This window comes from Neorhizobium huautlense (assembly GCF_002968575.1).
Taxonomy (GTDB): domain Bacteria; phylum Pseudomonadota; class Alphaproteobacteria; order Rhizobiales; family Rhizobiaceae; genus Neorhizobium; species Neorhizobium huautlense.
Genome location: NZ_PVBM01000009.1, coordinates 179107 through 192623, shown reverse-complemented (window position 1 = coordinate 192623; position 13517 = coordinate 179107). Strand labels below are relative to the sequence as shown.

Sequence of the window (13517 nt, the reverse complement as noted above, 5' to 3'; positions counted from 1 at the left end):
TCATGGTCTCGACCAGGCTGAAGATCGTCATCCTTGCTCCCAACGTTGGCTTTGACCAGTGCGTCGAGAGGCGAGACTGTCGCATCTCTAACTGGCCCAACTGTCGCATTACTAAATAGCCTCTACAGTCTAGGATCGCATAACATGAATTATGGAACTCGCGGGATATGCCCAGCGCTTCATCGGGCGGAAACGGTATCCATTCGCACTTCTCCGTATCAATCCTATGCTTGCGGTGATACAGGAAGGGCGACGGTCGCCGATGCGCGGTCGAAAAGATGATCGATGATCCCATCTCCAGCGTCATCAGTCCCGCCGGTTTCGGCAGGTAGGTCCGGAACCCGCTGATGATTTTCAAGATAGTGCGGCTCTTCAATGCTAAAGGCGTGTCTGGCCGCGCGGCATTGACCAACCAAGGACGAATCCATGAAGACGCCGAGACGAGCCGCCAATCCGCGTGACGCCGCCGAAGCACTGTTCAGCCCGGCCAAGAAGCCGGCAGCGGCACCTGTCGAACGGCCAGTACTGCCGAATGCCAGGGAACTCGTTACCCTCAAGCTCGACAGCGAAGTGCTGGCATATTTCCAGTCGGCAGGCCCCGGTTGGCAAAACCGCATCAATGCAATTTTGCGAGCCGCGATGAACGACGAAAGCTAGAAGAGCAAGGCCTTCTGGGCCGCTCTGGGTTCCCGTGCTGGGTTTCTTCACAACCAGCGATTCCGGCAAGGCTGACAACCGTTGGCTTAGACCGAGCTGAGCAACAGGCTGGTTTCGCTATTCGACACGCCATCGATCATGCGCACCTCGCGCAGCACGCGATCGAAATCCGAAAGGCTGGATGCCCGGATATTGGCGACGAGATCCCAATTGCCATTGGTGGTATGGAGCGAATAGATTTCGGCGATGCCGCGGAGCCTGCGAATAACCTGGGTGGTGGACTTGCCCACTACCTCGATCATCATCACCGCCCGCACCGATTGCGCATCGTAATCCTCCCTCACCCGCACGGTGAAGCCAAGCAGCGTTCCGGTTTCCATCAGCCGGTCGAGGCGGTTCTGCACGGTGCCTCGGGCAACACCAAGGGCCTTCGAAAGCCTCGATAGCGAGGCCCGGCCGTCCGCCCGCAAATGCGCGATAATCCGCCGGTCGAGATCGTCGGGAATATATTTTGCATTCTCCATAACGAGCCTTCTTCGCAAACTGGGCAACATGACTGGTCAATTTGTCCAAAATGCTGACCGATGCAACACAGCTTTGGCATTTAGCGGAGCGCGGCGGGCTGGTATCCTTGCCGAGAGTACCAAGGAGACAGATGTGCTGCAGGCCCCTTCCCAAAAAGCCCTTATCCCCTTTGTCAGCGTCGAGAACATGATGCGGCTCGTGCATCACATCGGTGTCGAGGCCTTCCTTGAGGAACTGGCAGGCGTTATCGAGGACGACTTCCGCCGGTGGGGGGCGTTCGACAAGACGCCGCGCGTCGCGTCCCATTCGCGTGAAGGCGTCATCGAATTGATGCCGACCTCCGACGGCGAGATCTACAGCTTCAAATATGTCAACGGACATCCGAAAAACATGGCCCACGGGCTGCAGACAGTGACCGCCTTCGGTCTGCTGGCGGAAGTCTCTACCGGTTACCCCGTGCTCCTGACGGAGATGACATTGCTGACCGCTTTGCGCACGGCCGCAACCTCTGCCATGGCAGCACGCCATCTTGCGCGCAACGGCGCCAGGACGATGGCGCTGATCGGCAATGGTGCGCAGGCGGAGTTCCAGGCATTGGCGATGAAAGCGGTGCTCGGCATCGAGCACGTCCGCCTTTACGACATCGATCCGGCGGCGACCGAAAAGACGATCCGCAACCTCGCCGGCTCAGGTTTGTCCGTCACCGGCTGCCGTTCCTCGCAGGCTGCCATCGAAGGGGCGGAGATCATCACGACCTGCACCGCGGACAAGCAGTTCGCAACCATTCTGACGGACAACATGATTGGCGCCGGTGTGCATATCAATGCGATCGGCGGCGATTGCCCTGGAAAGACCGAGCTCCACCGCGACATCCTTCTGCGTGCCGACACTTTCGTGGAATATCCACCGCAGACGCGAATCGAGGGTGAAATTCAGCAGATGGCGCCTGACTACCCCGTAACCGAGCTTTGGCAGGTCGTCACCGGCCTAACCCATGGACGGCGCGACGACCGCCAGATTACCCTCTTTGACAGCGTCGGTTTTGCCATCGAAGATTTTTCCGCCCTCCGCTACGTCCGCGAAAGGCTTCGGGGAACCGATTTTTACCAGGAGATCGACATCATCGCGGATCCGGACGATCCGCGAGACCTCTTCGGCATGCTCCAGCGTGCAAAAGCCTAGTCGAGGGGTCATCGAAGTCGGGCATCCGATGAGGGCTCTTCCCCGGCACCTCGGACGAATGGACGTGACGGCCCTCTTCCGCTAATGGCTGACTGAGACAGTGGCAGCGGGGAAGCGTATGCCGGAACGGGACGTCATCATTGTCGGCGCAGGTTTTACCGGCCTTGTCGCCGCATCGGAACTGGCCAAAGCGGGCCTCGATGTTCTGCTGCTCGAAGCACGCAGCCGGGTCGGCGGAAAGGTCGAATCCGCTATCCTTGCGAACGGCATGCGGGTCGACACGGGCGGGCAGTTCTTCTGCCGCGACATGCCGCAGTTGATGGCGCTTATCCAAACCTATGACACGACGCCGGTGATGGCCTATGCCGATGGGGAGACCGTTTTCCGTCCCCCCGTTTCACCTGCCGAAGGTCTCGACCTGTGGCATCGGGTTGATGCGCTTCGGGAGCGGATGCTTGCAACGGACCCCAGGGATCCGGAACTGGCCGGGCTGACCGTTGCCGCCTGGGTAGCGCGGCAGGACGTTCCTGCAAATGTCGCGCAAGGCTTTCTTCGGCTCGTCAAAGGTCTCTGGTGCCGGTCCCCGGATGAAATCTCCTTCACCTATCTGGCCTCGAACGATCAGCGGATAACCAATACCCATTCGGAACTGGAGATGTTCCTCGCCGAAACCATGCACTGGCTGGCCGAACGCATTGCCGCCGACCTGGATCATCGGCTGCGGCTGAACGCCTGTGTCAACCATGTGGATCGCTCCTCTGATGATATCACGGTGAAAGTGGACCAGGAGCGTCTTTCCGCGCGCAAGCTCATCCTCGCCCTGCCGCCGACCGTGACCCGCCGGCTGTCGTTCTCGCCGGCTCTCCCGGCTCCCCTGAACCGGGCACTTGCGGCCTGGGGCGCCGGCGACGCGATAAAGGTCCACGTGACTTATGCTCGACCGTTCTGGCGCGCCCAAGCGCTGAATGGGTCGGTGTTGTGGCAGGAACCGCAAGGCCTCTATGCCTGCGATGCAAGCCATGGGGAGCATGCGGGGTTGGTTGTCTTCATCGGCGGCCCCCTGGCTGCGGATTGGCACGGCAGGTCTCGCGAAGAACTGCAGGCCTTCATCCTGGGTCTGCTTGCTGACGCGTTCGGTCCGGAAGCAGGGCATCCTCAAGAGATCCATATCCGCGATTGGGTTGCCGATCCCTGGAGCGGCGGCGCCTATAGCGACGTCATCGTCGATCTCGATGCCGCAGACGCCGAGGACCTCCTCAACCGCGGCGCACCGCCCGTCTATTTTGCGTCTTCCGAGCTCTCCCTATCTTTCCCGGGCTATATCGAGGGAGCCATCGTGGCGGGACAACAAGTGGCCGGGCGCGTCCTCTCAAACATTAAGCAAGGAATTGCGACACCATGGCAAGGATAGAACCCGACGAGAACGAACCTCCCCGCCCCCGCGGCTCCGGCACCCAGAGCGTTTATGCGGTGTTGCGCCGGGAAATTCTCGCCATGGCTCTGCCGCCGGGAAGTCCGCTTGACGAGGTGCGGCTCTCGGAGCGCTTCGGGATGTCGCGTACTCCCGTGCGGGAAGCGCTCCTGCGTCTTTCTGCCGAAGGCCTCATCACCACGCTTCCCAACCGCAACACCATCGTTTCACCGATCGATTTCGCGTCGCTTCCTGGCTATTTCGATGCGCTGACATTGATGTACAGAGTTACCACCCGCGGGGCAGCGATGCGGTCGGAGCCGGAGGCAATGAAGGTCATTCGTGCCCGCCAGACGGAGTTCGCCGCGGCCGTCGAGGCGCAGGACGCCTTGCGGATGATCGAGGCGAACCGCGAATTCCACGTCGCCATCGCCGAGCTTGCCGGCAATGCGTACTACACCTCCTTCTTCGCGCGGCTTCTCGATGAGGGGCGGCGGATCCTGCGGCTTTATTACCGGACATTCGACGATCGCCTGCCGCGCCAATATGTCGAGGAACATGAAAAGATCATCGCGGCGATCGAGGCCCGCGACGCCGGGCAGGCCGACGATCTTGCCATTCAGCATGCCGCCCAGATCGTCAAGCAGATCCAGGATTATCTTGCCCGCGACCTGGGTGATCCTCTCGATCTTGAAAAGCCCGTCTGAAGACCGGTATCGCACTGTAAATTGCTGTCGACAAACTAAATACAGAGAGGTATAACGTCCGGGCAAGCAAGGAATCCGACATGTCCTGGTCCCACCCTGTCCCGAAGATCACAGATGATGAACGCCGCCGGCGGCTTTCGCTGCTGCAGGCTTCGCTGGAAGAAAGACAGCTGGGGGGACTGCTGCTCGGCTCGACGGAGAGCCTTCGTTATTTTACCGGTTTGGTCTGGCACCCAAGTGAGCGGCTCGTTGGCGCGCTGGTGACGCCAAGCGCGGTCACCTATATCGCACCGGGTTTTGAAGAAAGCCGGATCGCGAGCCTGCCGCATCTGCCGGGCGAAATCGCCCTTTGGCAGGAAGACGAAAGCAGCGCTGCCCTGGTCGCGTCGCTCCTGCGGCCTGGCGTGAAGCTCGCTCTCGATGACGCCTTGCCTCTTTTCGTCTATCACAAGCTCGCCGCCGTCTTCGGCGCCGATCGGCTTTTTGATGGAGGCCGGCTGATCCGCGACATGCGGCTTCGAAAGTCGGATACAGAAATTGCCATCATCCAATATGCAATGGATCTGACGCTGGAGGTGCATCGCCGGGCGCATGCGATCATCAAGCCAGGCATCAGGGCATCCGAAGTGGTACGTCATATCGACGAGCAGCATCGCGCGCTCGGTGCCAGCGGCTCCAGCTTCTGTATTGTCTCCTTCGGTCTCGCGACATCCCTGCCCCACGGCGCCGATGGCGACCAGACCTATCAGCCGGGCGATGTGGTGCTGGTGGATACCGGCTGCCGGATCGACGGCTACCATTCCGACCTCACCCGCACCTATGTGATGGAAGAGCCTACGACGGAATTTGCGTCCGCCTGGGCGATCGAGCGCGAAGCGCAGCAGGCCGTCTTCGAAGCCGCCCGTCCAGGTGCCATCTGTGGCAGCCTCGACGATGCGGCGCGCCGCGTTTTGTCCAGGCACGGCCTCGGCCCGGATTATGCGCTTCCCGGACTGCCCCATAGGGCCGGCCATGGCCTCGGCATGGAAATCCATGAGGAGCCATACATCGTACGTGGCAATGCCACGGTGCTCGAACCCGGCATGTGCTTTTCGAACGAGCCGATGATCGTTTTTCCGGGGCGCTTCGGCATACGTCTCGAAGACCATATCCACATGACCCCAACCGGCCCGGAATGGTTTACCCAACCGGCAATGAGCCCGACCGAACCCTTTGCCTGACCGCTTCACCGGCAGCAACGGATCCGACAACCATAGGAGTGCTTGACAATGACGACAGGCTGGAGCGGCGTTTTTCCTGCCGTGACGACACAGTTCCACGAGGATTTCTCGATCGATATCGACGCCACGCAAGGGGTGCAGGATGCACTCGTGCGCGACGGCGTCAACGGGCTCATCGTCATGGGCACCTGTGGTGAGAACAATTCCCTCGACCCGGAAGAGAAGCGGACGATCCTTAAGGCGGCCGTCGAAGTCGTCGGCGGCCGTGTACCGGTAATCACAGGCGTTTCCGAATTCGACACCCGCCGTGCGGTAGCCTATGCCCGGGACGCGGAAAAGCTCGGCGCCGACGGCCTCATGGTTCTGCCGGCCATGGTCTATGTGCCGAAGCCGGAGGAACTGGTCGCGCATTTCAAGGCAGTTGCCGCGGCGACGTCCCTGCCGATCATGCTATACAACAATCCCCCAGCCTACCGCGTCAACATCACCAACGAGGTGCTGCGCGAGCTCGAAGGCGTGGCAAACATTAAGGCCGTCAAGGAAAGCGCGCCGGACCCCCGCCGCTTCACCGACCTGATCAATGCCTTTGGCGACCGGTTCGATATCTTCGCCGGGCTTGACGATGTGGCGCTTGAGGGCTTGCTGCTCGGCGCCAAGGGCTGGGTATCAGGCCTTACCAGCGCCTTCCCGCAGGAATCGGTGGCGCTCGTGGCTGCGGCAGCCCGCGGCGATTGGGAGGAGGCCCGCCGCATCTATCGCTGGTTCATGCCGCTTCTGCATCTCGATGCCGAACATGACCTCGTTCAATCGATCAAGCTTGCAGAGCAGATCATGGGCCGCGGGTCGGAACGCGTCCGCATGCCGAGGATGACCTTGACCGGCGCCCGTCGCGCGGAGGTCACCGCCATGGTCGAAAAGGCCGCCGCCACCCGGCCGATACTGGCCAGGAAGGCTGCCTGAAGCCTATTCTCCGGCTCTTCGAAACACCTTCTCCCCGACGGGGAGAAGGTAACTGGACGGGCTACGACCGTCCGGGCTCGCCGCTCTGGTCCAGGACCTTGCTGAGGCTGAGCGCTGCGATCGTGCAGATGGCGCCCGAAATCAGATATCCGCCGATGAAGATGATGCCGAAATTGCTGGCAAGGCCGAGCGCCACCAGGGGTGCGAACCCGGCCCCCACCAGCCAGGCAAGGTCTGACGTTAGTGCCGCGCCGGTATAGCGGTAATACTGGCTGAAACGAGAGGAAACGGCGCCGGAGGCCTGGCCGAAGGACAGGCCCAGGATACCGAAGCCGATGATGATGAAAGCATCCTGTCCCTTGCCCCCTGCGTCGAGCAGGAAGGGCGCCGAGAACGAGAAGATCGCGATGATCACCGCGCCCGCCATCAGCTGGCCGCGACGGCCGATACGGTCGGCAAGCACCCCTGACAGGACGATGCCGATGATCCCGACAGCCGCCCCGGCTACCTGAACCCACAGGAATTCGGCCGCCGACTGGCCGCCGTAAAGCGTCACCCAACTCAGCGGGAAAATCGTCACCAGGTGAAACATGGCAAAGCTCGCGAGCGGAACGAAGGCGCCGAGCACGACGTCGTGGGCGTGTTTGCCGAGCATTTCGAAGACGGGCCGCGGCTGCAGTTCATTGGCCTCCAGCGCCGAGCCGAACTCCTTGCTCGCCACGATCCGCAACCGGGCAAAAAGCGCCACGACGTTGATCGCGAAAGCGACGAAGAACGGGTAACGCCAGCCCCAGGCCAGGAAGTCGGCTTCCGAAAGATTGGCGACGAAATAGCCGAACAGGATGCTCGCCAGCGCAAAGCCGATGGGCGCACCGAGCTGCGGGATCATCGCATACCAGCCGCGGTGGTTGGGAGGCGCGTTGAGGTTGAGGAGGGAAGCCAGACCATCCCAGGCGCCGCCAAGCGCAAATCCCTGGCCGAGACGGAAGAGCGCCAGAAGCGCCACCGCCCAATAACCGATGGTTTCATATCCTGGCAGGAAAGCGATCGACGCGGTCGATCCGCCCAGAATAAAGAGCGCAATCGTCAGCTTTGTGCCGCGCCCGTAGTTCCGATCGATCCACATGAACACGAAGGATCCGACCGGCCGCGCCATGAAGGCCAGCGGAAAGATCGCAAACGACATCAAGGTTGCCGTTACCGGATCGGGAGCGAAGGGAAAGATAAGCTTGGGAAAAACGAGGACGGAACCGAGGCCGTAGACGAAAAAATCGAAGAACTCCGACATGCGACCGATGATCACACCGATGGCGATGCTGCCCGCCGATATCGGCTTGTCGTCGTGAATCCGGCGGGCATCCCGTTCCATGCCAGACGATGTGGGATTGACGACCGTGTTCATGCTTTCCTCCTGGCGTGACTCCGCCTCACACGGGAAATGTTGATCAAACCGCCGGCGAGATCAAGAACAGTCGGCGAAAAAGCTTGAAGCGTCTTAAGAGCCGCGGCCCTCTAGCCGGAGCGGCGTTGCGTCCTAGATGTCGTCAGGCGGGCATCGGCGACTTTTTGCGTTCAGCCTCAGGAAGTGCTGATCAGGCAAAAGGTTTCGTTGTTGCATTGCGACAAATTGCTGCACTGCGACGAACGACCTCATTCCCGACCGTGCCTCGTCCCGATTAGTCCAACTAGACAAAACGCAAATTTCGAGCCCGAGATGCAAAGTCTTTTCAAGTTCGTCGGTCGTCTCTTCCTTTTCCTGCCTGCCCTGGCTCTCACCGGATGCAACATGGTGGTCATGTCGCCTTCGGGCGATATCGCCGCTCAGCAGCGGGACCTGATCGTCGTTTCGACGGTACTGATGTTGCTGATCATCGTGCCGGTCATTATCCTGACGCTGTTCTTCGCCTGGCGATACCGCCACTCCAATGAAAGCGCCCCGTACGATCCGGAATGGCATCATTCGACACGGCTCGAAGTCGTCATCTGGTCCGCGCCTCTGGCCATCATCATCGCGCTCGGCGCAGTCACCTGGATCAGCACCCACAAGCTCGACCCTTACCGGCCGCTGGATCGGCTTGACGCCGAACGTGCCATACCTGCCGAGACAAAGCCGCTTACGGTCGAGGTCGTGGCGCTCGACTGGAAGTGGCTGTTTTTCTACCCGGACTACGGGATCGCGACGGTCAACGAGATGGCAGCGCCCGTCGACGTGCCGATCAACTTCAAGATCACGGCATCCTCGGTGATGAACTCGTTCTACGTTCCCGCGCTTGCCGGGATGATCTACGCGATGCCCGGCATGCAGACCAAATTGCACGCCGTCATCAACAAGGAAGGCGCGTACGACGGCCTTTCCAGCAACTATAGCGGCGACGGCTTTTCCCACATGCGCTTCAAGTTCCATGGTCTGCAGCAGGCAGGCTTCGATCAATGGGTCGCGCGGGTAAAGACGCAGGGCACCGCTCTCAGTCGCGATGCCTACCTGAAGCTCGAAAAGCCGAGCGCCAAGGAGCCGGTCCGCTATTTTGCCAGCGTCGAGGATGGGCTCTTCAACGCTATCCTCAACATGTGCGCGCGCCCCGGCCAGATGTGCATGAGCGAGATGATGCATATCGACATGGCGGGCGGCGGCGGTACGGAAAGCCACGACAGCCGCTCCAGGCTCGAATATGACAACCGCCATGCCGGCGAGGTGTCCCATGGAGCGGCAAGCCCAGGCGCCACATTCCCCGCCACCGGCAATCCCGCCCGCAGCCCTGAGCCTGCCGAAGGGGTGGATGCGCCGCATCAGCCGTCACAGACGCCAATCCAGCAGGACATGCATGAAGGCCACGCGACGCCAGGCAGCGCTCCGGGCGGACCCGCAGCGCCGCAGATGAACCAACCCGGCGCGACGCAGCCCTGACCGGCGTATCAATCGATTTTGGATAGAACCATGTTCGGCAACAACACTTTGACGGAATTCATCTTCGGGCGGCTCTCATGGCAGGCCATACCCTATCACGAACCCATCCTCGTCGTGACATTCGCTGTCGTGGCTCTGGGCGGGCTCGCCCTGCTGGGGCTGATTACCAAATACAGGCTCTGGGGTTATCTCTGGACGGAGTGGTTTACCAGCGTCGACCACAAGAAGATCGGCATCATGTACGTGGTCTTGGCGCTGGTCATGCTGCTTCGCGGTTTTGCCGACGCGATCATGATGCGCATCCAGCAGGCGATCGCCTTCAACGGCAGTGAAGGCTACCTGAACCCGCACCACTATGATCAGATCTTCTCGGCCCACGGCGTGATCATGATCTTCTTCATGGCAATGCCCTTCGTGACCGGCCTGATGAATTATATCGTGCCGCTGCAGATCGGCGCCCGCGACGTTTCCTTCCCGTTCCTGAACAATTTCTCGTTCTGGATGACGACGGCCGGCGCGATCATCATCATGCTGTCGCTGTTCGTCGGCGAGTTCGCCCGCACCGGCTGGCTTGCCTATCCGCCGCTTTCAGGCGCCGACTACAGCCCGGGTGTCGGCGTGGATTACTACATCTGGGGATTGCAGGTGGCGGGTGTCGGCACCACGCTTTCCGGCATCAACCTCATCGCCACGATCGTCAAGATGCGCGCGCCGGGCATGACTTTTATGAAAATGCCGGTCTTCACCTGGACCTCTCTCTGCACCAACGTGCTGATCGTCGCGACCTTTCCGATCCTGACCGCCACCCTCGCGCTCCTGACGCTCGACCGCTACGTCGGCACCAATTTCTTCACCAATGATCTTGGCGGCAATCCGATGATGTATGTGAACCTCATCTGGATCTGGGGCCATCCGGAGGTCTACATCCTGATCCTGCCGGCCTTCGGCATCTTTTCGGAAGTGGTGGCTACCTTCTGCGGCAAGCGCCTCTTCGGTTATGCCTCGATGGTCTATGCGACATGCGTCATCATGATCCTGTCGTATATCGTCTGGCTGCACCACTTCTTCACCATGGGCTCTGGGGCGTCGGTGAACGCCTTCTTCGGCATCACCACGATGATCATCTCGATTCCGACCGGCGCCAAGATGTTCAACTGGCTCTTCACCATGTATCGCGGCCGGATCCGCTACGAAGTGCCGATGTTGTGGACGATCGGCTTCATGGTGACCTTCGTTATCGGCGGCATGACGGGTGTCATGCTGGCCGTCCCTCCTGCCGATTTCGTCCTGCACAACTCCCTGTTCCTGATCGCGCATTTTCACAACGTGATCATCGGCGGCGTGGTCTTCGGACTGCTCGCCGGCGTCAATTACTGGTACCCCAAGGCGTTCGGTTACCGGCTGGATCCGTTCTGGGGCAAGATGAGCTTCTGGTTCTGGCTGATCGGCTTCTACGTCGCCTTCATGCCGCTCTACGTGCTCGGCCTGATGGGCATTACCCGTCGTGTCTCCCAGTTCGAGGACCAGTCCCTGCAGATCTGGTTCGTGATCGCCGCCTTCGGAGCATTCCTGATCGCGCTCGGCATTGCCGCCTTCATCATCCAGCTGGTCGTCAGCTTCCTCAGGCGCGACCAGCTGCGCGATACGACCGGAGATCCCTGGGATGGCCGGACGCTGGAATGGTCGACATCTTCGCCGCCGCCGGACTACAACTTCGCCTTCACGCCGGTCGTGCACGATCATGACAGCTGGTACGATATGAAGCGCCGCGGCTACGAGCGCCCGCTCGCCGGGTTCAAACCCATCCACATGCCGAAGAACACCGGAACAGGCTTGATCCTGGCTGCCATCAGCGTCGCCTTTGCCTTCGGCATGATCTGGTACATGTGGTGGCTGGCGGCCCTGTCTTTCGTCGCGATGCTTGCGGTCGCGATCGGCCACACCTTCAACTACAGCCGGGATTTCCACATCCCAGCCGAAACCGTAACTGCAACAGAGGACGCGCGCTCCCAATTGCTCGCGGAGCGGACGTGACATGGCAAGCACTCTCCAAGCGCAAGAAACCGACAAGCCGGAATTCTACCTCACCGAGGACCACCACCCGGAAGGCAGCACCATGCTGGGCTTCTGGCTCTATCTGATGAGCGACTGCCTGATCTTCGCGGTGCTGTTTGCGACCCACGGCGTGCTTGGCCGCTCCTATGCTGCCGGCCCCTCGCCCGCCGATCTGTTCGACCTGCCGCTGGTGGCCGTCAACACGGCCATGCTGTTGCTGTCGTCGATCACCTACGGCTTTGCCATGCTGCAGATGGAGCGCAATGCCAAGGCCGAGACGCTGTTCTGGCTCGGCGTTACCGGCGTGTTCGGCGCGATCTTCCTGGGGCTCGAGCTCTATGAATTCAATCATCTGATCCATGAAGGCGCCGGTCCCACTCGATCCGCCTTCCTCTCGTCCTTCTTCACCCTGGTCGGCACGCATGGCCTGCACGTCACCTTCGGCATCATCTGGCTGATAACCCTGATGGTGCAGGTCTCGATGCGGGGATTGATCCCTGAAAACCGACGCCGGCTGATGTGCCTTTCGATGTTCTGGCACTTCCTCGACGTTGTCTGGATCGGCGTCTTTTCCTTTGTCTATCTGATCGGAGTCCTCGGATGAGCTCGCACGCCCCCGCCCACGAAAGCGCCTCCGCCACCCATCACGGCCACAGCAACGGCCATGGAGCCGGCCACGGTTCCCTGAAGGGTTATGTCATAGGCTTTCTGCTTTCCGTCATCCTGACCGCCATTCCGTTCTGGCTCGTCATGGGCGGCGTCTTCGACAGCAAGCTCTTGACCGCCTTCCTCGTCATGGGCGTTGGCGTCGTTCAGATCGTCGTCCACATGATCTACTTCCTTCACATGAATCCGCGCTCGGAAGGCGGCTGGACGATCATGGCGCTCATTTTCACGCTGGTGCTCGTCGGCATCGCGCTCGCCGGTTCGCTCTGGGTTATGCATCATCTGAACGCCAACATGATGCCGATGTCGCCGGAAATGATGAAGAACATGCCGTAGGAATCCGCGACCGTGAATTCGGGAGCGGATCGCGTGACATCAGGAGAGGAAAAGGCTTCCCCGTCTCGCCGGTCCCGGCTGCTCTTCGCGACCGCGATGTTGTTCCTTGTCGCAGTTTTCCTGGGTCTCGGCACATGGCAGGTGCAGCGGCTTTTCTGGAAGCTCTACCTGATCGAGCGGGTGGAGGCCCGGGTGCATGCCGATCCCGCACCGTCTCCGGGACCGGCCGAATGGGCCGGCATTACCGCGGAAAAGGACGAGTACCGCCGCGTCACTGCAAGCGGCACATTCCTCCACCACAGGGAGGTCCTGGTTCAGGCGGTAACGGTGCTTGGATCTGGTTTCTGGGTCGTGACGCCGCTTCAACGGGCCGACGGTACAACGATCCTGGTCAACCGCGGCTTCGTGCCGGAAGACCGCCGCGACCCGGCGTCACGGGCGGATGGAGAAGTCGCGGGCACGGTTGAGGTTGGCGGACTCCTGCGCATCACCGAGCCGGATGGCGCTTTTTTGCGAACCAATGTCCCTCACAATGACCGCTGGTATTCCCGCGACGTGGCAGCGATTGCCGCCGCCAAAGGGCTCACGAACGTCGCTCCCTATTTCATCGATGCCGATTCTGCCCCCAATCCCAGCGGCTTCCCGGTCGGCGGGCTGACGGTCGTGCAGTTCCGCAACAGCCATCTCGTCTACGCCATCACCTGGTATTTCTTGGCGGCCATGAGCGCGGGGGCCGCCTATGCGGTGCTGCGCAGGCGAATCGGCTGAAGTGTCACGCGGCCGGATTTGATCGGCGCGGATGCCAATTTTGGCTGGCCATGGGAACCCATGCAGGTTACCTAGGTTTTGGAGGAGCGATGTCCGCCCGTCGTGCAGACATCTTTGAGAGGAGA

Annotated in this window: 13 protein-coding genes and 1 pseudogene; 11 read left to right on the top strand and 3 right to left on the bottom strand. The window is 60.9% G+C overall.

What is annotated here, in order from left to right:
* A pseudogene (locus tag C5L12_RS28590) lies at window positions 1–358 on the bottom strand (hypothetical protein); the annotation flags it as partial.
* Between the two features lie 68 nt (window positions 359–426).
* Between C5L12_RS28590 and C5L12_RS12805 the strand changes: the two are divergent.
* Window positions 427–657 carry a BrnA antitoxin family protein gene (locus tag C5L12_RS12805; RefSeq protein ID WP_105372425.1) on the top strand — a complete coding sequence of 77 codons (231 nt, stop codon included), beginning with the start codon at window positions 427–429 and terminating at the stop codon, window positions 655–657.
* Window positions 658–743: 86 nt separating this feature from the next.
* Here C5L12_RS12805 and C5L12_RS12800 read toward each other — a convergent pair whose 3' ends face one another.
* A complete protein-coding gene (locus C5L12_RS12800; protein ID WP_105372439.1) occupies window positions 744–1181 on the bottom strand; it encodes an Lrp/AsnC family transcriptional regulator in 438 nt (145 codons plus the stop codon).
* A 133-nt stretch (window positions 1182–1314) separates the two neighbouring features.
* Here C5L12_RS12800 and C5L12_RS12795 point away from each other — a divergent pair, with 133 nt between their 5' ends.
* The 5 genes from C5L12_RS12795 (at window position 1315) to C5L12_RS12775 (ending at window position 6662) form a co-directional block, all read left to right on the top strand.
* On the top strand, window positions 1315–2364 hold the full coding sequence (locus C5L12_RS12795; RefSeq protein WP_280952523.1) for an ornithine cyclodeaminase: 1050 nt from the start codon (window positions 1315–1317) through the stop codon (window positions 2362–2364).
* Between the two features lie 118 nt (window positions 2365–2482).
* Window positions 2483–3775, top strand: coding sequence for a flavin monoamine oxidase family protein (locus C5L12_RS12790; RefSeq protein WP_105372424.1), 1293 nt, complete (start codon window positions 2483–2485; stop codon window positions 3773–3775).
* A complete protein-coding gene (locus C5L12_RS12785; RefSeq protein WP_105372423.1) occupies window positions 3763–4482 on the top strand; it encodes a GntR family transcriptional regulator in 720 nt (239 codons plus the stop codon). Before C5L12_RS12790 ends, C5L12_RS12785 begins: the two co-directional genes overlap by 13 nt.
* An 80-nt stretch (window positions 4483–4562) precedes the next feature.
* A complete protein-coding gene (locus tag C5L12_RS12780) occupies window positions 4563–5702 on the top strand; it encodes a M24 family metallopeptidase (RefSeq protein ID WP_105372422.1) in 1140 nt (379 codons plus the stop codon).
* A gap of 48 nt (window positions 5703–5750) precedes the next feature.
* On the top strand, window positions 5751–6662 hold the full coding sequence (locus tag C5L12_RS12775; protein WP_105372421.1) for a dihydrodipicolinate synthase family protein: 912 nt from the start codon (window positions 5751–5753) through the stop codon (window positions 6660–6662).
* A 61-nt stretch (window positions 6663–6723) separates the two neighbouring features.
* On the opposite strand, the gene C5L12_RS12770 is transcribed toward C5L12_RS12775, so the two are convergent.
* The gene (locus C5L12_RS12770) at window positions 6724–8064 is read right to left on the bottom strand and encodes an MFS transporter (RefSeq protein WP_105372420.1); all 1341 of its coding nucleotides are present in this window, start codon (window positions 8062–8064) and stop codon (window positions 6724–6726) included.
* Window positions 8065–8376: 312 nt separating this feature from the next.
* On the opposite strand from C5L12_RS12770, the gene cyoA reads away from it, so the two are divergent.
* The 5 genes from cyoA (at window position 8377) to C5L12_RS12745 (ending at window position 13392) form a co-directional block, all read left to right on the top strand.
* On the top strand, window positions 8377–9567 hold the full coding sequence (cyoA, locus tag C5L12_RS12765; protein WP_105372419.1) for a ubiquinol oxidase subunit II: 1191 nt from the start codon (window positions 8377–8379) through the stop codon (window positions 9565–9567).
* 30 nt (window positions 9568–9597) lie between these two features.
* Window positions 9598–11601 carry a cytochrome o ubiquinol oxidase subunit I gene (gene cyoB / locus C5L12_RS12760; protein WP_105372418.1) on the top strand — a complete coding sequence of 668 codons (2004 nt, stop codon included), beginning with the start codon at window positions 9598–9600 and terminating at the stop codon, window positions 11599–11601.
* Window position 11602: 1 nt separating this feature from the next.
* Complete coding sequence (gene cyoC, locus C5L12_RS12755; RefSeq protein ID WP_105372417.1) at window positions 11603–12226, top strand: cytochrome o ubiquinol oxidase subunit III; 624 nt, start codon at window positions 11603–11605, stop codon at window positions 12224–12226.
* Window positions 12223–12624: a cytochrome o ubiquinol oxidase subunit IV gene (gene cyoD, locus C5L12_RS12750; RefSeq protein WP_105372416.1), complete on the top strand. Its 402-nt coding sequence runs from the start codon at window positions 12223–12225 to the stop codon at window positions 12622–12624. The genes cyoC and cyoD overlap by 4 nt, the downstream gene beginning before the upstream one ends.
* Before the next feature lie 96 nt (window positions 12625–12720).
* Entirely contained in the window at window positions 12721–13392 is a 672-nt protein-coding gene (locus C5L12_RS12745) for an SURF1 family protein (protein WP_105372438.1), read from the top strand.
* Window positions 13393–13517 lie beyond the last annotated feature (125 nt).